Annotated in this window: 22 protein-coding genes and 1 riboswitch; of the genes, 13 read left to right on the top strand and 9 right to left on the bottom strand. The window is 69.1% G+C overall.

What is annotated here, in order from left to right; translation table 11 throughout:
* Positions 1-65: 65 nt before the first annotated feature.
* Complete coding sequence (locus Q0994_RS05140) at positions 66-404, bottom strand: hypothetical protein (protein ID WP_299529593.1); 339 nt, start codon at positions 402-404, stop codon at positions 66-68.
* Positions 405-679: 275 nt separating this feature from the next.
* On the opposite strand from Q0994_RS05140, the gene rpsF reads away from it, so the two are divergent.
* The 4 genes from rpsF (at position 680) to rplI (ending at position 2,399) form a co-directional block, all read left to right on the top strand.
* Entirely contained in the window at positions 680-970 is a 291-nt protein-coding gene (rpsF, locus tag Q0994_RS05135) for a 30S ribosomal protein S6 (RefSeq protein WP_283898122.1), read from the top strand.
* A gap of 72 nt (positions 971-1,042) precedes the next feature.
* The gene (locus Q0994_RS05130) at positions 1,043-1,654 is read left to right on the top strand and encodes a single-stranded DNA-binding protein (protein WP_299529587.1); all 612 of its coding nucleotides are present in this window, start codon (positions 1,043-1,045) and stop codon (positions 1,652-1,654) included.
* Between the two features lie 43 nt (positions 1,655-1,697).
* Positions 1,698-1,934 carry a 30S ribosomal protein S18 gene (gene rpsR, locus Q0994_RS05125; RefSeq protein WP_003967857.1) on the top strand — a complete coding sequence of 79 codons (237 nt, stop codon included), beginning with the start codon at positions 1,698-1,700 and terminating at the stop codon, positions 1,932-1,934.
* Between the two features lie 18 nt (positions 1,935-1,952).
* Positions 1,953-2,399: a 50S ribosomal protein L9 gene (gene rplI / locus Q0994_RS05120; protein ID WP_299529520.1), complete on the top strand. Its 447-nt coding sequence runs from the start codon at positions 1,953-1,955 to the stop codon at positions 2,397-2,399.
* 133 nt (positions 2,400-2,532) lie between these two features.
* Here the strand turns inward: rplI and Q0994_RS05115 are convergent, their stop codons facing one another.
* Positions 2,533-3,870 carry an MATE family efflux transporter gene (locus Q0994_RS05115; protein WP_299529518.1) on the bottom strand — a complete coding sequence of 446 codons (1,338 nt, stop codon included), beginning with the start codon at positions 3,868-3,870 and terminating at the stop codon, positions 2,533-2,535.
* Positions 3,871-4,339: 469 nt separating this feature from the next.
* Between Q0994_RS05115 and dnaB the strand changes: the two genes are divergently transcribed.
* On the top strand, positions 4,340-5,815 hold the full coding sequence (gene dnaB, locus Q0994_RS05110) for a replicative DNA helicase (RefSeq protein ID WP_299529516.1): 1,476 nt from the start codon (positions 4,340-4,342) through the stop codon (positions 5,813-5,815).
* Between the two features lie 262 nt (positions 5,816-6,077).
* Positions 6,078-7,460, top strand: a complete 1,383-nt coding sequence (locus tag Q0994_RS05105) for a serine hydrolase (RefSeq protein ID WP_299529514.1) — start codon at positions 6,078-6,080, stop codon at positions 7,458-7,460.
* 78 nt (positions 7,461-7,538) lie between these two features.
* Here Q0994_RS05105 and Q0994_RS05100 read toward each other — a convergent pair whose 3' ends face one another.
* The 3 genes from Q0994_RS05100 to Q0994_RS05090 all read right to left on the bottom strand — a co-directional run bounded on the left by Q0994_RS05100 (position 7,539) and on the right by Q0994_RS05090 (position 9,500).
* Positions 7,539-7,991 (bottom strand): GNAT family N-acetyltransferase, encoded by a 453-nt coding sequence (locus Q0994_RS05100; RefSeq protein WP_299529512.1) that lies wholly within the window; start codon positions 7,989-7,991, stop codon positions 7,539-7,541.
* A gap of 28 nt (positions 7,992-8,019) precedes the next feature.
* Positions 8,020-8,478, bottom strand: a complete 459-nt coding sequence (locus Q0994_RS05095) for a MarR family winged helix-turn-helix transcriptional regulator (protein ID WP_299529510.1) — start codon at positions 8,476-8,478, stop codon at positions 8,020-8,022.
* Between the two features lie 131 nt (positions 8,479-8,609).
* Positions 8,610-9,500: a GNAT family N-acetyltransferase gene (locus Q0994_RS05090; RefSeq protein WP_299529508.1), complete on the bottom strand. Its 891-nt coding sequence runs from the start codon at positions 9,498-9,500 to the stop codon at positions 8,610-8,612.
* Positions 9,501-9,943: 443 nt separating this feature from the next.
* On the opposite strand from Q0994_RS05090, the gene Q0994_RS05080 reads away from it, so the two are divergent.
* Positions 9,944-10,102 (top strand): hypothetical protein, encoded by a 159-nt coding sequence (locus tag Q0994_RS05080; RefSeq protein WP_299529506.1) that lies wholly within the window; start codon positions 9,944-9,946, stop codon positions 10,100-10,102.
* 122 nt (positions 10,103-10,224) lie between these two features.
* On the opposite strand, the gene Q0994_RS05075 is transcribed toward Q0994_RS05080, so the two are convergent.
* The 3 genes from Q0994_RS05075 to Q0994_RS05065 form a co-directional block, all read right to left on the bottom strand.
* The gene (locus Q0994_RS05075) at positions 10,225-10,704 is read right to left on the bottom strand and encodes an NUDIX domain-containing protein (RefSeq protein ID WP_299529504.1); all 480 of its coding nucleotides are present in this window, start codon (positions 10,702-10,704) and stop codon (positions 10,225-10,227) included.
* A 120-nt stretch (positions 10,705-10,824) separates the two neighbouring features.
* Entirely contained in the window at positions 10,825-11,952 is a 1,128-nt protein-coding gene (locus tag Q0994_RS05070) for a cystathionine gamma-lyase (protein WP_299529502.1), read from the bottom strand.
* A gap of 70 nt (positions 11,953-12,022) precedes the next feature.
* Positions 12,023-12,400, bottom strand: a complete 378-nt coding sequence (locus tag Q0994_RS05065; RefSeq protein WP_299529500.1) for a phage holin family protein — start codon at positions 12,398-12,400, stop codon at positions 12,023-12,025.
* Positions 12,401-12,467: 67 nt separating this feature from the next.
* On the opposite strand from Q0994_RS05065, the gene Q0994_RS05060 reads away from it, so the two are divergent.
* The 4 genes from Q0994_RS05060 (at position 12,468) to Q0994_RS05045 (ending at position 14,959) form a co-directional block, all read left to right on the top strand.
* Entirely contained in the window at positions 12,468-12,785 is a 318-nt protein-coding gene (locus tag Q0994_RS05060; protein WP_299529498.1) for a cupin domain-containing protein, read from the top strand.
* Positions 12,786-13,103: 318 nt separating this feature from the next.
* Positions 13,104-13,319, top strand: a complete 216-nt coding sequence (locus Q0994_RS05055) for a DUF5326 family protein (protein ID WP_299529496.1) — start codon at positions 13,104-13,106, stop codon at positions 13,317-13,319.
* A gap of 330 nt (positions 13,320-13,649) precedes the next feature.
* Positions 13,650-14,420, top strand: coding sequence for an IclR family transcriptional regulator (locus Q0994_RS05050; protein WP_299529494.1), 771 nt, complete (start codon positions 13,650-13,652; stop codon positions 14,418-14,420).
* 101 nt (positions 14,421-14,521) lie between these two features.
* The gene (locus tag Q0994_RS05045; RefSeq protein ID WP_299529492.1) at positions 14,522-14,959 is read left to right on the top strand and encodes an SsgA family sporulation/cell division regulator; all 438 of its coding nucleotides are present in this window, start codon (positions 14,522-14,524) and stop codon (positions 14,957-14,959) included.
* 15 nt (positions 14,960-14,974) lie between these two features.
* On the opposite strand, the gene Q0994_RS05040 is transcribed toward Q0994_RS05045, so the two are convergent.
* The gene (locus tag Q0994_RS05040; RefSeq protein ID WP_299529490.1) at positions 14,975-16,297 is read right to left on the bottom strand and encodes a YibE/F family protein; all 1,323 of its coding nucleotides are present in this window, start codon (positions 16,295-16,297) and stop codon (positions 14,975-14,977) included.
* A 71-nt stretch (positions 16,298-16,368) separates the two neighbouring features.
* Positions 16,369-16,502: riboswitch (TPP riboswitch) on the top strand.
* Here Q0994_RS05040 and thiC point away from each other — a divergent pair.
* Together thiC and Q0994_RS05030 are read left to right on the top strand one after the other, a co-directional pair.
* A complete protein-coding gene (thiC, locus tag Q0994_RS05035; protein WP_299529488.1) occupies positions 16,495-18,309 on the top strand; it encodes a phosphomethylpyrimidine synthase ThiC in 1,815 nt (604 codons plus the stop codon). (Overlaps the previous riboswitch by 8 nt.)
* Positions 18,310-18,615: 306 nt before the next feature.
* A complete protein-coding gene (locus tag Q0994_RS05030) occupies positions 18,616-18,966 on the top strand; it encodes a DUF805 domain-containing protein (protein ID WP_299529486.1) in 351 nt (116 codons plus the stop codon).
* Positions 18,967-19,043: the final 77 nt, after the last annotated feature.

The raw sequence follows: 19,043 nt of genomic DNA, 5'->3' as shown, positions 1-19,043 counted from the left end.
GCGGGGGTGGAGCGCAGCGCTGTGGGCGGGCCCGGCCGGGCCCGCCCACAGGGGGTGGAGCGGGGTCAGCCGCCGATCACACCGCCGAACAGACCGCCGTGGGCCATGCCCAGGAAGAATCCGAGAGCGGAGGAGCCGAGCCCCATGATCAGGGCGAACCGTTCGCGGGTGGTCACGGAGATGTACTGGCCGTAGACCCCGGTCAGGATGCCGACCAAGCCCGCCCAGGAGCTGATCAGGTGGAGGTGGTGGAACATCGCCGTGACGAAGGCGAGGACGCCCAGGACCGCGGTCACCCACAGCAGGGTCTCTTGGAGCGGGTGCGGCTTGCCGTCCGTGGCGAGCAGGGAGACGGGCGGGCGGGGACGCGATCCGTGTACGCGCGTGCCTACTGCGTGAGCCATGAGGACCTCCTGGCCGAAGGGCGGCACCGTGAGACGCCGCTCACACTCGATATGTACAGATTGCGCATCCTTGGCCCCGGATTTCAACCGGAGGGCCTCCGGCAGGTAGTCTGTACGGTCTGCACCGGTGTCTGTCCTGAGCCGGCCTGCCGGTCCTCTCCGACGAGGCTCTGTCAGTGCCGTCTGTTCTGCTCGCGGACATCGATGCGTACGCATCATGACCCTCCTGCCACGGAACGACCGTGGCCGCTGAGTCCAAAGGAGGTGGGTTCCACATGCGTCACTACGAGGTGATGGTCATCCTCGACCCCGATCTCGAGGAGCGCGCAGTCTCCCCGCTGATCGAGAACTTCCTCTCCGTCGTCCGTGAGGGCAGCGGAAAGGTCGAGAAGGTCGACACCTGGGGCCGTCGTCGTCTCGCTTACGAGATCAAGAAGAAGCCCGAGGGCATCTACTCGGTCATCGACCTGCAGGCCGAGCCTGCGGTCGTCAAGGAGCTCGACCGCCAGATGAACCTGAACGAGTCGGTCCTCCGGACCAAGGTCCTCCGTCCCGAGGTCCACTGAGCTTTTTAGCTCAGTGGTCATCGGGTTCGAGTAGCAAGCAGCCAAGAGCAATCCCCGCCGAGAGGTTCACCCATGGCAGGCGAGACCGTCATCACGGTCGTCGGCAATCTCGTCGACGACCCCGAGCTGCGCTTCACCCCGTCCGGTGCGGCGGTCGCGAAGTTCCGTGTCGCGTCCACACCCCGCATCTTCGACCGGCAGACCAATGAGTGGAAGGACGGCGAAGGCCTGTTCCTCACCTGCTCGGTCTGGCGTCAGGCGGCGGAGAACGTCGCGGAGTCGCTCCAGCGAGGCATGCGCGTCGTCGTGCAGGGCCGGCTGAAGCAGCGGTCCTACGAAGACCGTGAGGGCGTCAAGCGCACGGTCTACGAGCTGGACGTCGAAGAAGTCGGTCCCAGCCTCAAGAGCGCCACGGCCAAGGTCACCAAGACCACGGGTCGCGGCGGCCAGGGCGGTGGCGGCGGATACGGCGGTGGCCAGCAGGGCGGCGGCAACTGGGGCGGCGGTCCCGGTGGCGGTGGCCAGCAGGGCGGCGGCGGCGCTCCCGCCGACGACCCGTGGGCCAGCGGCGCTCCGGCCGGCGGTCAGTCGGGCGGTGGCCAGGGTGGTCAGGGTGGCTGGGGCGGAAGCTCCGGCGGCTCGGGCGGCTCCGGCGGCGGCTACTCGGACGAGCCTCCCTTCTAAGGAAGCTCGTACCCCCACTTCTTGATCACACAGGAGAAACACCATGGCGAAGCCGCCTGTGCGCAAGCCTAAGAAGAAGGTCTGCGCGTTCTGCAAGGACAAGACCCAGTACGTGGACTACAAGGACACGAACATGCTGCGGAAGTTCATTTCCGACCGTGGCAAGATCCGTGCCCGCCGCGTCACCGGCAACTGCACGCAGCACCAGCGTGACGTCGCCACGGCAGTCAAGAACAGCCGTGAGATGGCGCTGCTGCCCTACACGTCCACCGCGCGATAAGGGAAGGGTGACGCAGACATGAAGATCATCCTCACCCACGAGGTCAGTGGCCTCGGTGCCGCCGGCGACGTCGTCGACGTCAAGGACGGGTACGCCCGCAACTACCTGGTTCCGCGTGGCTTCGCCATTCGCTGGACCAAGGGTGGCGAGAAGGACGTGGCGCAGATCCGCCGCGCCCGCAAGATCCACGAGATCTCGACGATCGAGCAGGCCAACGAGATCAAGGCCAAGCTCGAGTCCGTGAAGGTCCGTCTGGCTGTTCGCTCCGGCGACGCCGGCCGGCTCTTCGGTTCCGTCACCCCGGCCGACATCGCTTCGGCGATCAAGGCCGCCGGTGGTCCGGACGTCGACAAGCGCCGTGTCGAGCTCGGTTCGCCGATCAAGACGCTCGGCGGACACCAGGTTTCGGTGCGCCTGCACCCCGAGGTTGCTGCCAACCTCGGCGTCGAGGTCGTCACCGCCTGAGTTCGCTGCTCTTCGGAGCACAGTGAAGGGCCGTACCCAGGAGGGTGCGGCCCTTTGCCGTTCTTCGTTGTTTCACGTGAAACAGGTGGACTGGCGCGTTTCAGGTTGTTTCACGTGAAACGTGAGTGAGCCGTCAGCGCGTGGCGCCGATGACCACCCAGCGCCCCGAACGGGCCCTCACCCAGAGGGTGATCAGACGAACGGTCATCATGAGCGTCATCGCCCACCACAACGCAGTCAGCCCACCGCCCCAGGACGGGATGAGCAGGGCGATCGGAGCGAAGACCGCGAGGGTGATGAGCATCGCGACGGCCAGGTAGCGGCCGTCTCCCGCCCCCATGAGAACTCCGTCGAGGACGAAGACCACTCCGGCGATCGGCTGTGAGAGCGCGACGACCAAGAGGGCCGGCAGGAGGGTGCCCCGGACGGACGGGTCATCGGTGAAGAGGGGGATGAACACCGGACGGGCCAGAACGATCAGCCCGCCGAGCCCTACGCCCGCCGCGATGCCCCACTCGACCATCCGACGACAGGCCTCCCGGGCGCCCTTCGTGTCACCCGCGCCGAGATAGCGGCCGATGATGGCCTGGCCGGCGATGGCAATGGCGTCGAGCGCGAACGCGGTCAGGTTCCAGAGCGACAGGATGATCTGGTGGGCAGCGATGTCCACGTCGCCCAGTCGCGCGGCGACAGCGGTGGCGATCATGAGTACGGCGCGGAGCGAGAGAGTGCGGATCAGAAGGGGGACCCCCGCCTGCGCGCACGCCCGGATGCCTGCCAGGTCCGGTCGGAGGGAGGCTCCATGGCGGCGAGCCCCGCGGACGACCACCACCAGATAGGCCGCCGCCATGCCGACCTGGGCGATCACGGTTCCCCACGCCGATCCGGCGATCCCGAGGCCGGCGCCGTAGACGAGGCCCGCGTTGAGTGCGGCGTTGGCGGTGAAGCCGCCGATGGCGACGTACAGCGGTGTGCGGGTGTCCTGGAGGCCACGCAGCACACCGGTCGCGGCGAGCACGATCAGCATGGCAGGGATGCCGAACGCAGAGATCCGCAGGTAGGTGGTGGCGTAAGGCGCCGCCGTGGCGGAGGTGCCGAAGGCGTCGATGACCCAGGGGGCGGTGACCAACGCCGCGACCACGACGATCACGCCGAGGCAGAGCGCGAGCCAGATGCCGTCCATGCCCTGGCGGATGGCGGCCCCGAGGTCGCCCGCTCCGACTCTGCGGGCGACTGCGGCGGTCGTGGCGTAGGCAAGGAAGACGAAGACGCTGACCGCGGTGGTCAGCAACGCCGCGGCCACTCCGAGCCCGGCGAGCTGTGGTGTCCCGAGATGGCCGACGATGGCGCTGTCGACCATGAGGAAAAGGGGTTCCGCGACCAGTGCGCCGAAGGCGGGGACCGCCAGGGCGACGATCTCTCGGTCGTGCCGTCTGCGGGGTGAGCGGCGGTCCGCCGGGGCCTGGATCATGGGATCAATCTAATCTTCCACAGGTAAGAGATGCAATGTGCTTGCGGTCCTTACTTATGTGCGTCTGGTGCTGGGTGGGGCGTGCTGCCGCCGGAGAACTTGGGCTTCAGGGGAAAGTTTTTCTCTCCCACAGTCAGTGGATGGAGAAACGCCAGGTCAGATGGGTGCAGGTCTCAGTGCTATGAGTTTGTCCACAGTGCTGTCCCCCGGTCCGTGCACAGGTTCCGAGGACTTCTCCACAGCATCTGGTCAGTCGTCCACAAGGCCTGTGGATAACCGGATTGGCTGACGGTGCGGACGGGCCTACCGTGGTCCGGCACCCACCCTCCGGTAGCGCGGTCTTCGTGCGGACAAAACGTACATACGTCGACGCGCCGGAAGCGGAGTCGGGCGGCCTGTTTGTCGGTGCCGTGCCGTAAGAAAGAGTGGCACGGCTAGGTCCGCGATGCGGACGGGAGGAGGTGGCCCGGTGAGCATTCCCGAGCCTTTGGACGAGCCCTGGGCCGACGTCGGTCCCAGTGACCGTCTGCCCGTCTCCCGTCAGCGCAGGGGCGACCGGAACGGCCGCGACGACCAGCACGAGCGCGGACGGGACGGAGGCTGGGACGGCGGGTCCCCCGCGTTCGAGCGTGTCCCTCCGCAGGACCTCGACGCCGAACAGTCCGTGCTCGGCGGCATGCTCCTGTCCAAGGACGCCATCGCGGACGTCGTGGAGATCATCAAGGGCCACGACTTCTACCGCCCGGCGCACGAGACGGTCTACACCGCCATTCTCGACCTCTACGCCAAGGGCGAGCCGGCGGACCCGATCACGGTCGCCGCGGAACTGGTCCGGCGCGGCGAGATCACCAAAGTCGGCGGCGCTCCGTACCTGCACACCCTGGTCCAGTCCGTCCCGACGGCCGCCAACGCGTCGTACTACGCGGAGATCGTCCACGAGCGGGCGGTGCTGCGGCGCCTCGTCGAGGCCGGTACGAAGATCACGCAGATGGGATATGCCGCCGACGGGGACGTCGACGAGATCGTGAACTCCGCCCAGGCGGAGATCTACGCGGTCACCGAGCAGCGGACGAGTGAGGACTACCTGCCGCTCGGCGACATCATGGAGGGCGCGCTCGACGAGATCGAGGCGATCGGCTCGCGCAGCGGCGAGATGACCGGGGTCCCCACGGGCTTCACCGACCTGGACTCGCTGACCAACGGCCTGCATCCGGGCCAGATGATCGTCATCGCCGCACGCCCCGCCATGGGTAAGTCGACGCTGGCCCTGGACTTCGCACGGGCCTGCTCGATCAAGGGCAACCTCCCCAGCGTGATCTTCTCCCTGGAAATGGGACGCAACGAGATCGCGATGCGCCTGTTGTCCGCGGAGGCTCGGGTGGCCCTGCACCACATGCGGTCCGGCACCATGACCGACGACGACTGGACCCGGCTGGCCCGAAGAATGCCGGACGTCTCGGCCGCTCCGCTCTACATCGACGACTCGCCGAACCTCTCCATGATGGAGATCCGGGCGAAGTGCCGTCGGCTGAAACAGCGCAACGACCTGAAACTGGTGGTCATCGACTACCTCCAGCTGATGCAGTCGGGTGGCTCCAAGCGGGCGGAGAGCCGCCAGCAGGAGGTCTCGGACATGTCCCGAAACCTCAAGCTCCTCGCCAAGGAGCTCGAACTCCCCGTCATCGCGCTCTCGCAGCTGAACCGCGGTCCCGAACAGCGCACCGACAAGAAGCCGATGGTCAGCGACCTCCGCGAGTCCGGTTCCATCGAGCAGGACGCCGACATGGTGATCCTGCTGCACCGCGAGGACGCGTACGAGAAGGAGTCCCCGCGGGCCGGGGAGGCCGACCTGATCGTGGCCAAGCACCGTAACGGCCCCACGGCCACCATCACGGTCGCCTTCCAGGGCCACTACTCCCGCTTCGTCGACATGGCGCAGACCTGACGGTTCCACCCGCAGGGCCGCGCCGGCGTGGGGGGAAGATGCGATCAGCGCGGGGCCGAGACCTTCGTCGGACCGGGATCCGCCGACGCGCCGTCGCTCCGCCGCACCCTTCCCGCTCGGCCCCGTCGGCGTTCCGCAGCCGGCGCTCCACCGCATGTGGGGCCGTCGGACCTCTGCGTCCGCCGGACTGCCGCGCGACGCCCGTGGGGCGGACGGTGATACTCGGTGGCGGGCGGCGGAACCGGAGGGATACCGATTGACCATGACGTCACACCGCGAAGAACTGCTTCCGACCACACGACGGGCCCTGCTGCACCGGCTGGCCCGCGCACAGAGCGAGGGGCGCACGCCGTCGTTCACCGCCGCGGTGCGCCGGGGCGGTGAGATGGCGTGGTCCGGAGTCCGCACCTGCGTGGAGGGCGAAGTGCCCGACGCGGACACGCAGTACAGGATCGGATCGCTCACCAAGACCTTCACGGCTGTCCTCGTGCTGCGGCTGCGGGACGAAGGGCTGATCGACCTGGACGCGCCGGTGGAGACGTACCTCCCCGGCACCGGGGCGGGCGGTGCGACCGTCTTCCAGTTGCTCTCCCACGGAGGAGGGCTGGCCGCCGAGACCCCCGCCCCCTGGTGGGAACGGACGCCGGGAACCCTCCGGCCCACGCTGGCGGAAGTCCTCGGCGAGGAACCGGTGGTCCACCCGGCCGGCCATCGGTACCACTACTCCAACGTCGGATACACCCTGCTGGGTTCGCTGGTCGAAGCGGTGCGGGGCATGCGCTGGGAAGACGCGCTGCGCCGGGAGGTTCTCGAACCTCTGGGGCTCGACCGGACCACCACCCGGCCCGAGCCGCCCCACGCGGGCGGCTGGGCGGTGCACCCGTGGGCCGATGTGATGCTGCCGGAGCCGAGTGAGGATCTCGGTCTCATGGAGCCTGCCGGACAGTTGTGGTCGACGACGAACGACCTCCTCGCCTTCGCGGGCTTTCTGGTGGAGGGCGACAGCCGGGTGCTTCAGAAGTCCACGGTGCAGGAGATGCGTGTACCGAGCGTGCCGGCCGAGGTGGGCGACTGGTCCGCCACGTACGGCCTCGGTCTGCAGATCGTGCACCGGAACGACCGGACGTACTTCGGCCATACCGGATCCCTGCCGGGCTTCCTCGCGTGCCTCTGGATCAGTGCCGAGGACGATGTGGCCGCCGTCGCTCTGGCCAATGCGACCTCGGGGCCGCCGATCGCGGAGATCACCGCGGACCTCGTGCGCATCGTGGCGGAGGCGGAGCCGCGCATGCCGGAGCCGTGGCGTCCGGCACCCGAGGTGGACGAGGCGCTGCTGGCGCTGACCGGGCTCTGGCACTGGGGGACGCAGGCGTTCCTCCTGCGGCTGACCGCCGACGGCGGCCTGGAGCTGCGGCCGGTGCGCGCGGGAGGGCGAGGCGCCGCCTTTCGCGCACGGCCGGACGGTAGCTGGCAGGGGCTCGACGGGTACTACGCGGGGGAGACGCTGCGTGTGGTGCGCCGCGCGGACGGCACGGTAGACCATCTCGACCTGGCGTCCTTCGCCTTCACCCGGACTCCGTACGACCCCGGATCGGCGGTTCCCGGTGGAGTGCCCGAGGGCGGTTGGCAGGGGCTGGGCCGGTGAGTGGCGAGAGACCGGACGCGAGGGCACGGCTGGTGTTTCACGTGAAACACCAGCCGGACGCATCCGCCGGGGCGTGAGTCAGAGCGACAGCTTGAATCCCACGTGGCTCGAAACGAAGCCGAGCCGCTCGTAGAAACGGTGCGCGTTGGTGCGGGACGTGTCGGAGGTCAGTTGCACCAGGGTGCAGTCCTGGCGGCGGGACTCGTCCAGCGCCCACTGGATCAGCCTGGTGCCCAGACCGTTGCCGCGTACGTCACGGTGGACGCGGACGGCTTCGATGACGGCGCGGGTGGCGCCACGCCGCGACAGTCCGGGGATGATGGTGAGCTGGGCGGTCCCCACGACGCGGCCCTCGGATTCCGCGACGATCACATGCTGGTTCGGGTCGTCCGCGAGTCGGTGGAAGGCCTTTTCGTACGGGGCGAGGTCCTCGGTGGATTCTCGCGAGGCTCCAAGCGGGTCGTCGGCCAGCATGGCCACGATGGCCGGGACGTCAGAGAGGTCTGCGGGCCGTATCAGTAGATCGTTCATGATCGGCACCCTACGCAGCCCGCCCGGGTCACACGGGAACCTTCAGTTCTTCCACAGCGCGCACAAGAGGGGCCAGCTCGGGGTTGCGGGCGGCGTCGTCCAGCGCGGCGCGCAGGGCTCCGTCGTTGGTCGGCCGCGCCGCTTCCAGCAGGGTGAGTCCCGCTTCCGTCACATCGGTGTAGATGCCGCGGCGGTCCGTGTCGCACAGATACCGGGTCAGCAGGCCGCGGTCTTCGAGCCGGGTGACCAGGCGCGTGGTGGCGCTCTGACTGAGGACGACGGCGTCGGCGACCTGCTTCATCTGAAGGTGACCACCGGTGCCGCTGTGCTGACGGCTCAGGACGTCGAGCAGCGAGTACTCGCGCACGCTGAGGTCGTGTCCGGCCTGCAGTGCCCGTTCGATGTGCGCCTCGATCCTGCCGTGGAGCAGGGAGAGGGCGCACCAGCTCTGGGCGAGGGCCGTCAGGGCGGGATCGGTCGCGGTCATGGTCTCTCCTCCGTCGGGAGCGTCTTGCTCTTCAGGGTAGAGGACAAACGCAATAGTCGGCGTGTGCAATCTATCTCTGCGTGCAATCGTCCGGTCGTGGGCTCATGGATCGCCCGGCGACCACGCGGCGTCTAGCCGGTGGCGACGGTGAGCGGCGCGAACCGGATCGCTCGGTCGCCGGGAAGCTCGGCGCAGCCTCGCACCATCAGCGTGGTGGTGGAGGCCGCTTGCAGGCCGTTCTCCCGGAGCCAACCGAGGAGCTCTTGGTGGTGATCGTCGATCTCCACCCGCAAGGGCCGGTCGGTCGCCGCGGCGAGAGAGGTGACCAGCAGTTGCGCGATCGAGGTCTGCTGCGCGATCAGAGGGCCCAGTACATGTGTCTCCTCGCTCGGCCAGAGCGCCGCGTATCCGACCAGCTCCCCCATCGCCTCGGCGACCACGAAGCGGTCCGAGAAGGCCGGTAGCCGGGCAAGGACGTGGTCGCGGTCCGCGCCGAATGCCTTCCTGTCCAGGTCGACGATCGCGCGCAGGTCCGCAGCGCGGGCCGGCCGGGTGAGGACGCCGGAAGGCGCCGGCTCCCGGCGGCCATCCGGTACATGGCCGGGCCGAAGGTGACCCACCAGCCTCTCGACCGTCCCCACGGGCCGGAATCCGAGAGTGCCGTACAGCGGGCGGCCTTCGGCGGTCGCGTACAGGGAGAGCGGTGAGGACCCGTGGCTCTCGATGACATGGCGCATCAGCCGCATGCCCAGTCCCTGCCGGGCGTGACGGGCGGCGACGAGCATCATGCCGATCGCTGCCAGGTCGAGCCCGTAGGAAGTCACCACGCACGCCGCGAGAATGCCCTCATCCTCGGGGGACTCGATGCCGTAAGCCGTGCCTGCGCTGAGCAGGAGACCCCAGCGGTGTTCGTCGCGCGGCCATCCGCGGTCTTCGGAGAGATCCGCGCACGCCCGCAGGTCGCTCCGGGACAGCAGCCGGATGGGTGATTCAGGCAGCGATCGCGGCGAGGGAGGTGGCATCGATCCATGTTCGCCGAGTCGATGACGGCACGTCCACCCCATTCACCCGGTCCGGAGGAATGGTCGGCACACGGGGCGGGGATCACGCGACGGAACGTCTTCTCCGCCGGCGGTCTGTTTCACGTGAAACACCCGGTACGCGCTCCTCCGGAGCGTCCGGCCTCCGCGCTGACGTCGTCCCGTTCGGGCGGACGCCGAGTCCCGGTTCGTCAAGGACATCGCCGAGCACGGCGACCGTCGCCGGGTCGAGGTGTTCTACGGAGCGCGGGACCGGGACGACCTGTACGAGCTGAGCACCCTGCTGCGGCTCCGGCAGATCTACGACCGGCTTGTACCGTCCATCCGGTGCTGCCGGCCCGCACAGGCCGCCACTACCGGCCCCGGTGGCCCGGTCGCGCGGCGGACGGAAGCGGCCAGCGCGGCTGGCGCGGTGGGCGGGCGCCGTGACCGCGCGTGGGCCGTGGGCGGAGATCGAGGCCTGTCTCGCGGGGCCGCCCGGCATGGTCCGCACCGGGGTCCGGGTGGGGCGGAACGCAGGAATCCAGCCCGAGCGCATCCGGCGCGACGCCGGGGAGGAACTGGTCGGCCCCGCACCGGTGTGAACCGCCGGGGGACCGGCACGCAGCACCCACCGGCACCCTCTCCATGCGCCCTCGACGGTGGAGCGAGAGGGCACATGGAACGCGCCGGGCAGCCGGCACCCGCGCCCGGGGGCCGGTGGACCTCAGCCGAGATCGGGCGCGTGCATCGCCCGTACACCCTCGATGTTGCCGTCGAGGTAGTGGCGCAGCGACAGCGGGACCAGGTGGACCGCGGCGATCCCCACCCGGCTGAAGGGCACCCGGACGATCTCGTACTCCCCGCACGGGGCGTCGACTTCGGGGCCGTGACGCCGGCCGGGGTCCATAGAGGCCAGTCGGCAGACGAAGAAGTGCTGGACCTTGACGCCCGTCACGCCACCGTCCGCGATGTGTTCGACGGTGTCGACGAAGCACGGCACCACGTCGATGATCTTGGCTCCGAGCTCCTCGTCGACCTCGCGGTGCAGCGCCTCGATGACGGTGGCGTCCTCCGGCTCGACTCCGCCACCGGGGGTCACCCAGTACGGATCGACGCCGGGCTTCGTCCGCTTGATCAGGATCAGGTCGTCGCCGTCGAGCAGGACGGCGCGTGCGGTGCGCTTGACCACAGGACGTTCGGTCATGGCTAGAGAGTGGCCCGCGGGGAGGCTTCCGAAACTCCTGCCCGGCCGTCGGCCACGGGACCGGTGGGCGCGCACCGGTCCCGCAGCCGCTTTGACGTTCACCGCGCGGGGGCCGAATCCCTACGGGCGCGTCGCCGCGTCCAGGGCACGGGTCACGTCGGCCAGCAGGTCCTCGGGGTCCTCCGCTCCGACCGAGAAACGGACGAAGCCCTCCGGCACGGCGTCGCCGCCCCACCGGCCACGCCGCTCGGCGGTCGACCGCACCCCGCCGAAACTGGTGGCGTCGTCGACCAGCCGCAGTTCACCGAGGAAGCGCTCGGCAGTGTCCTTGTCCGGCAGCACGAAGGACACCACCTGGCCGAACCGGCGCATCTGCTGCCGGGCCAGGGCGTGGGACGGATCAGTGGCGAGTCCCGGGTAGCGCAGGCCGGTGACCTCGGGGCGCCCGGCCAGCGCCTCGGCGAGGACCAGCGCGTTGGCACACTGCCGGTCGATCCGCAGTTGCAGGGTGGCGAGCGAGCGGTGGGCGAGCCAGGCCTCCATCGGGCCGGGGATCGCGCCGACGACCTTCCGCCAGCGCCGGACGCCCTCGGCCAGTCGCGGGTCCCGGCAGGTCACGTGACCGAGCAGGATGTCGCCGTGGCCGGTCATGCCCTTGGTGTCGCTGGCCACCGAGAAGTCCGCTCCCAGCTCCAGCGGGCGCTGTCCGATGGGCGTGGCCAGCGTGTTGTCGACGGCGACCAGAGTGCCGGCGGCGTGTGCCGCCTCGACCAGCCGTCGTACGTCGCAGACGTCCAGGCCAGGGTTGGACGGGGTCTCGATCCACAGCAGCTTGGCCCCCTCCAGGGCAGCCAGTTGCGCGTCGCCACCGGTGGGTGCCGTCCGGACCTCGACGCCGTACGCCTCCAACTGCTCGCGCACCAGGGGCAGCGCCTGGTAGCCGTCGTCCGGCAGGACCACGGTGTCGCCCGCGCGCGCCTGGGAGAGCAGCACCGCGGAGATCGCCGCCATTCCGGACGCGAAGACCGTGGTGACCACGTCCTCCCCCGGTGCTTCCAGCTCGCCGATGGCCCGTTCCAGGTGGGTCCAGGTGGGGTTGGTCTCGCGGCCGTAGGTGTACGGGCCGACGGGCTCGCCGGACAGGTGGAAGTGTGCGGCGAACACGGGCCCGGGGAGGGTGGGTTCGTACTGCTCGGGGGCAGGAAGACCGGCACGTACCGCCCGCGTTCCGTCGCCGATGCTGCTCATGTCGTGCTCCTCGCTCGTCTCCCGGGCCGTGCGCCGGTGTCCTGCGTGCACCTTCTCAGGCGCCGCCGGGTCAGTCCTCGTCGGGGAGGATGACGTTCAGCGCCCAGGAGACGACGGCGATGATCAGGCCGCCGAGCACCGCGGTCCAGAATCCCTCGACGTGGAAACTGAGGTCGAGGAGTCCCGCGAGCCACGAGGTCAGCAGCAGCATCAGGGCGTTGACGACCAGGGTGATCAGCCCCAGCGTGAGGATGAAGAGCGGCAGGGTCAGCAGCTGGACGACCGGCTTGACCACCAGGTTCACCAGGCCGAAGAGCAGGGCCACCACGATCAGGGTGAGCGCCTTGCGGCCGGTGCTGCCCCCTTCCAGCGTGATGTCCTGGATCAGCCAGACGGCGACGGCCAGAGCGCCCGCGTTGGCGATCGTCTTGACTACGAAATTCTTCATGTGTCTGATCGTGGCAGACAGGATCGGTGGTGGACACCGGCAGCGGAGCACGAGGGGCGCGCGGCTGATGAAGGCATTCAGACTGGACGAGCTGGAAGCGGAGCGGGCGGCGAACCAGGGCGCCTACCTCCAGTTCGTCCGGGAACGGAACATGTCCGTCGGGCTCTACGCGCTGAACGCGGGGGAGCTGGATCCGCAGCAGCCGCACGGGCAGGACGAGGTCTACCTGGTGGTGAGCGGCCGGGCGTCGATCACGGTGGGCGCGGAGACGACCCAGGTGGGCCGGGGAAGTGTCGTCTACGTGCCGGCGGGCGTCCCGCACAAGTTCCACCACATCACCGAGGACCTGCGGGTGATGGTGGTCTTCTCGCCGCCGGAGGGCTGAGACCCGGCGGGGGCGCCTCCCGCTGTCGACCCCGCGCCCGACGGGCCCGCAGCGGGCTCGCCGCGCCCGACGGGCCCGCCCGTGCCCGGCCTGCCCGTGTCCGGCGGACCTGTGACCGGCCTGCCTTCCCGCGCCCGACGGGCCCGCCCTCCGGGGCGTCCCGCGCCGTGGACCCGGACCCGGAACGAAGGCCGGCACCCTTAGGGGTTCGCGCGCCGGGAGTTCAGGGGAGTCCGGGGGTCCGCAGGCCCCTGACGGCGTGCTCGCACCTCTAGCATCGGAGAGGACAGAGATCTTCGGAGAGACGAGGTAGAGACGATGGCGGTCCGGGAGATATTCGCGGGAATGCCCTGGTGGGTGAAGTGGATCGCGGTGCCGGTCATCGCGCTCGTCGTGTTCGGCGGGCTGATCGCCAGCGTGGTGGGCTTCGTGATCGGTCTGCTCTTCAAGGTGCTGCTGTTCGTTCTACTCGTCGGCGGCCTGATCTTCGTCGTCCGCACCTTCCTGTCGTCCTCGTCCGGACACGACCGGTAGCCGGCGGTGGCCGGAATCCTCCGGCCACCCAAGGTGGCCGGATCAGGCCGGTCGAGGACGCGGGCCCCGGGATCCGCAGGGTGCTGGTGATTACGGAGAGATACGGCGGTTAGCCCACCAGAGCTAAGTCCCTCAAGAAACCAAGCCCCGAATGAACGCTGAGGCTAGAGTGGCACACCGCTGCCGCCGCCTGAGAAGTAACTGTCCGTCACCATCCTGACCAATGGTTTCGACGCGACGGTTCGTCTCCGCACTCAGGTCTGCGGCACGCCCGTGGGGGCGGCCCCCACGGGAGGGCTGACCGCCCGTCACCATGCCTGGGGGTGACCTGTGACCACGGCATCGACCACCGCTGCACCGACGTTGATCGGTTCGGTTCAGCGGGCCTTGAGACTGCTGGAGGCTGTGGGCACCCATCGGGACGGTGCGCCGGCCAAGCAACTGGCGAGGGAGGCGGGGCTCCCCCTTCCGACCGCCTACCACCTGTTGCGTACCCTCACCCACGAGGGATACCTCCGCCGGGAGAACGGCGTCTTCCTCTTCGGCGCCGCGGCGGAGCGGATGTCGGGGCGTGCGGTGGAGGAGAGCCGCCGCAGCCGTCTCAACGACGCGTTGACGCGGTGGTGCGACGTCATCGGCGCTCCCGTGTACTGCGCCGTCTACCGCGAGGGCGAGATCGAGCTGGTCGCCGTCGCCGACACCCCCGAGGCTCCCGCCGTGGACGAGTGGGCGCCGTTCCCGGAAACCGGGCACGCGCACGCCCTCGGGCAGTGTCTGCTGGGCCAGCTGGACGAGCGGGCGCGGGCCGATCACCTCGACCGCCACCCCGTTCGGCCCCTCACCCGCTACTCCGTGCGAGATCGTCAGGCATTTCTTGCTCGCTTGCGTTCGATGGAACAGATGAAACCTGTCATCGAACGACAGGAGTACGCCCAGGGGACCGTCTGCGCCGCCATTCCCGTCTCCGCCGGGGCCGCCGTAGCGGCGATGGCCATTTCTCTCCCCCTGGACCAACAAGATCAGTTGCACTGTGCAGTCGAACAGCTACAGCGTGAAGTGTCGAGCCTCTTGCGTTCGTTCATGTTCTCTATCAGTATCTGAAAAATCACTCCTTGTGATCTGCTATCGCGTGCACCACGATGGCGTCAATAGGGCCATGGGGGATCATTCCTGGCCAGATTCATCTACTGCGGGGTTGGACGATGCGCGAGTCGGTTCAAGCAGAGGTCATGATGAGCTTCCTCGTCTCCGAGGAGCTCTCCTTCCGTATTCCGGTGGAGCTCCGGTACGAGGTGAGCGATCCGTATGCGATCCGCATGACCTTCCATCTGCCGGGAGACGCGCCTGTCACCTGGGCCTTCGGCCGTGAGCTCCTGCTCGACGGCCTCAACAGCCCCAGCGGGGACGGTGATGTGCACATCGCCCCGACGGACGCCGAAGGGCTCGGCGACGTGCACATCAGGTTGCAGGTCGGCGCGGACCGCGCCCTGTTCAGGGCGGGTACGGCACCCCTCGTGGCCTTCCTCGACCGCACGGACAAGCTGGTGCCCCTGGGGCAGGAGCACACGCAGGGTGACTTCGACGGAAACCTCGAGGAGGCGCTGGGGCGGATCCTCACCGAGGAGCAGAACGCGGGCTGACCGCGGGCAGGTTGCTCACGCCTTGCGGCGGCGGCCCTTCCCGGTCCGTACGGGTGCAGGAGCTCCGGCTTCCGCGCCGAGCCCTGTGCGGTCCGAGGAAACGACCAGAGCGGCGAGTGCCGTGGTCACCGGCACCGAGGCGACCAGACCGATCGAGCCGACCAGCGTCCGGACGATCTCGGCCGCCACCAGCTCGCTGTTGGCCACCGTTCCCACGCTGCTCTGGGCGATCGAGAAGAGCAGCAGCAGTGGCAGCGCGGCACCCGCGTAGGCGAGGACCAGGGTGTTGACGACCGACGCGATGTGGTCACGGCCGATCCGGATCCCGGCCCGGTACAGCCCCCGGGCACCCATGGTGGGGTTCGCCTGGTGCAGCTCCCACACGGCCGACGTCTGAGTGACCGTCACATCGTCGAGTACGCCGAGCGAACCGATGATGACGCTCGCCAGCAGCAGGCCGCTCATGTCGATGTCCGGATACAGCCCGTGGATGAGGCCGGTGTTGTCGTCGGTGTTGCCGGACAGGCTGGCCCAGCCGATGAACAGGGAACCCAGGAGACCGATCAGCAGCAGGGAGATCAGTGTCCCGATGACGGCGACCGAGGTACGCGCCGTGAGTCCGTGGCAGGTGTAGAGCGCGATCAGCATGATGGCGCTCGCCCCGACGATCGCCACGACCAGCGGGTTCGACCCCTGCAGGATCGCCGGCAGGATGAACAGGGTCAGCACGCCGAAGGAGACCGCCAGCGCGACCAGGGCCATCACCCCGCGCATCCGTCCCACGACGACGACGGCGAGCGCGAAGATCCCGGCCAGCAGGGCCATCGGGACCTGCCGGTCGATGTCCGAGACCGAGTACTGCAGGTCGTGCGGTGCGTCCGGCGCGTAAGCCACCACCACGCCCTGGCCCTCGCGCAACTGGCGCGGTGAGTCGGGCTGCACGATCTCGGTGAACTCGCGGCCGGAGTCGTCGCCGCTGGTCACTTCGACGGTGGCCTTCTTGCAGACGCCCTTCTCCTCCCGCACCGCCTCGGCGCCCGACGCGGTCGAGGTGTCACCGGTGGCGGGCATGCCCGCGTTGACGTCCGCACAGTCGACCTGTTCGACCCGGACGACTCTGCCGCTCTCGGTCTGCCGGTCGAAACCCACCCCCGTGCGCTCGTGCGCGGGCGCCCCGCCCGGCCAGAGCACCGCGAGTCCGACGACGACGGCCGCGGCGAACGGGATCAGTACGGCCGCGATGACCTTGCGCAGGTGTGTGGACACGGGTGCGGCCGGGCCGTGGCTGTGTCCGTGGCCGGAGGAGTGCGGATCTGGTTCGCTCTGAGGGGACGTCACCCCGCGATCATCGCAAGAACGAGGGGCTCCCTCTGGCCAGCACGCCAGAACGGACGCTAGCGTGGAGTCGCCTTTGTACACGCGGGAGCTCGGAGCACCGGGCTGAGAGGGCGCTGACCTCCGTACGTCCGTACGGGAAGAGCTGCGCCGACCGCTGAACCTGTTACCGGGTAATGCCGGCGTAGGGAGTAGGTCTCATGACCACAACGGATGCGCGCACGTCTGCCTCGGAACCGAAGCAGCCCGCTCCGGACGGAGACGTCCAGGACCCGCCGGCCATCGGCTGGCACAAGGGGTACCTCCAGGGATCGCGCCCGGACCTCCGGGTGCCGGTCCGCCGCGTTCATCTCACCAACGGCCGGGACGTGACGCTGTACGACACGTCCGGCCCGTACACCGATCCGTCCGTGGCCACCGACGTCCGCCGCGGACTCGCGCCGCTGCGGGAGAACTGGATCGCCGCCCGCGGGGACACCGAGGAGTACGACGGCCGCCCCGCGCGGCCCGAGGACGACGGGATCAAGCACACGTCACCGCGCGGCGGCCTGCGGAATCTGGACGCGGTCTTCCCGGGGCGCCCCCGCAGGCCGCGCCGCAGCCGGGACGGCCGGCCCGTGACGCAGCTCGCGTACGCCCGCCGGGGCGAGACGACCCCGGAGATGGAGTACGTCGCGCTGCGCGAGAACGTGGCGCCGGAGGTCGTCCGGGAGGAGATCGCCGCGGGCCGCGCGGTGCTGCCGGCCAACGTCAACCACCCGGAGATCGAGCCGATGATCATCGGCAAGCGTTTCCTGGTGAAGGTGAACGCCAACATCGGGAACTCCGCCGTCACCTCCTCGATCGAGGAGGAGGTGGACAAGATGACCTGGGCCACCCGGTGGGGAGCCGACACGGTCATGGACCTGTCGACCGGGCGGAACATCCACACCACCCGCGAGTGGGTGCTGCGCAACTCGCCGGTCCCGATCGGAACGGTGCCGCTCTATCAGGCCCTGGAGAAGGTCGACGGCCGTGCGGAGGAACTGACCTGGGAGATCTACCGGGACACGGTCGTCGAACAGGCCGAGCAGGGCGTCGACTACATGACGGTGCACGCCGGTGTCCGGCTCCCCTACGTGCCGCTGACCGCGCGCCGCAAGACCGGCATCGTCTCGCGCGGCGGCTCGATCATGGCGGCCTGGTGCCTCGCGCACCACAAGGAGTCCTTCCTCTACGAGAACTTCGAGGAACTCTGCGACCTGCTCGCCGCCTACGACGTCACCTACTCCCTCGGGGACGGGCTGCGGCCCGGCTCCATCGCGGACGCCAACGACGAGGCGCAGTTCGCCGAGCTGCGGACCCTCGGAGAGCTGAACGCGATCGCCAAGCGGCACGGGGTGCAGACCATGATCGAGGGACCCGGCCACGTCCCGATGCACAAGATCAAGGAGAACATCGACCTCCAGCAGGAGATCTGCGAGGAGGCGCCGTTCTACACGCTCGGCCCGCTGACCACGGACGTCGCCCCGGCCTACGACCACATCACCTCGGGCATCGGTGCGGCGATGATCGCCTGGTGGGGGACGGCGATGCTCTGCTACGTCACGCCCAAGGAGCATCTCGGCCTGCCGGACCGGGACGACGTCAAGACCGGTGTGATCACCTACAAGATCGCGGCCCACGCGGCGGACCTGGCCAAGGGGCATCCCGGGGCGCAGGACTGGGACGACGCGCTCTCCGACGCGCGGTTCGAGTTCCGGTGGGAGGACCAGTTCAACCTGGCGCTCGACCCGGACACCGCGCGGGAGTTCCACGACGCGACGTTGCCGGCGGAGCCGGCGAAGACGGCGCACTTCTGCTCGATGTGCGGGCCGAAGTTCTGCTCGATGAAGATCAGCCGAAGCATCACCGAACAGTTCGCGCCGGACCTCGCCCCTTCGGCTTCCGAGCGGGAGATCGAGGAGGGCATGCTGGCGAAGTCCAAGGAGTTCGCCGCCTCGGGCAACCGGGTCTACCTGCCGCTCGCCGACTGACGGGCGGGACGCGTGACCTCGGGCCCCGGGGGTATACCCGGGGCCCGAGGGCGAGGGCGCGGAGAGTGCCGCGCGGTCCTGCTCCGAGGCGCGCCGCAAAGACTTCCTCGCTGGCCACTGCCATGTCATTTGCCCGCGTTTCGACCGTAGTTGGGCGTCGATAAGGACACGGTAGAGCGACAGGTCTGTGTATCTTTCCGTGCGAGCCCGATCACCCTTGACCCGTTCCTTACGTGTCGCTTACTTTTCGGCCTGCTCGGCCGAAAGGCAAGGGCCTCCGCACGGGGGCAAGGGGAGGGATTCGCTGTGAACTGGTACCTGGACGTGCTCAAGAACTACGCGGGCTTCAGCGGGCGTGCGCGCCGCAAGGAGTTCTGGATGTTCGTGCTCTTCAACTTCATCATCGCGGTTGTGCTGCAGATCATCGGCTCGCTGATCGACAGCCAGATTCCGTATTTCATCTACGTGATCGCGGTGCTGGTCCCCTCGCTCGCGGTCACCGTGCGCCGCCTGCACGACACCGGCCGCTCGGGCTGGTGGTTCTTCATCTCGTTCATCCCGCTCGTGGGCGGGATCATCCTGCTCGTCTTCACCGCCTCCGAGGGCAAGCCCGAGGCCAACGAGTACGGCCCGAACCCCAAGTTCGCGGCGGTCTGATCAGCCGCTCCGCACACCGGAGCACCCGCATCCCGGAGGCCGGGACGGCACACGCCGTCCCGGCCTCCGGGCGTGCG

It is taken from the genome of uncultured Streptomyces sp. (assembly GCF_947488945.1).
Taxonomy (GTDB): Bacteria; Actinomycetota; Actinomycetes; order Streptomycetales; family Streptomycetaceae; genus Streptomyces.
The sequence above is the reverse complement of the archived record's forward strand: the minus strand, read 5'-3'. Positions and strand labels throughout refer to the sequence as shown.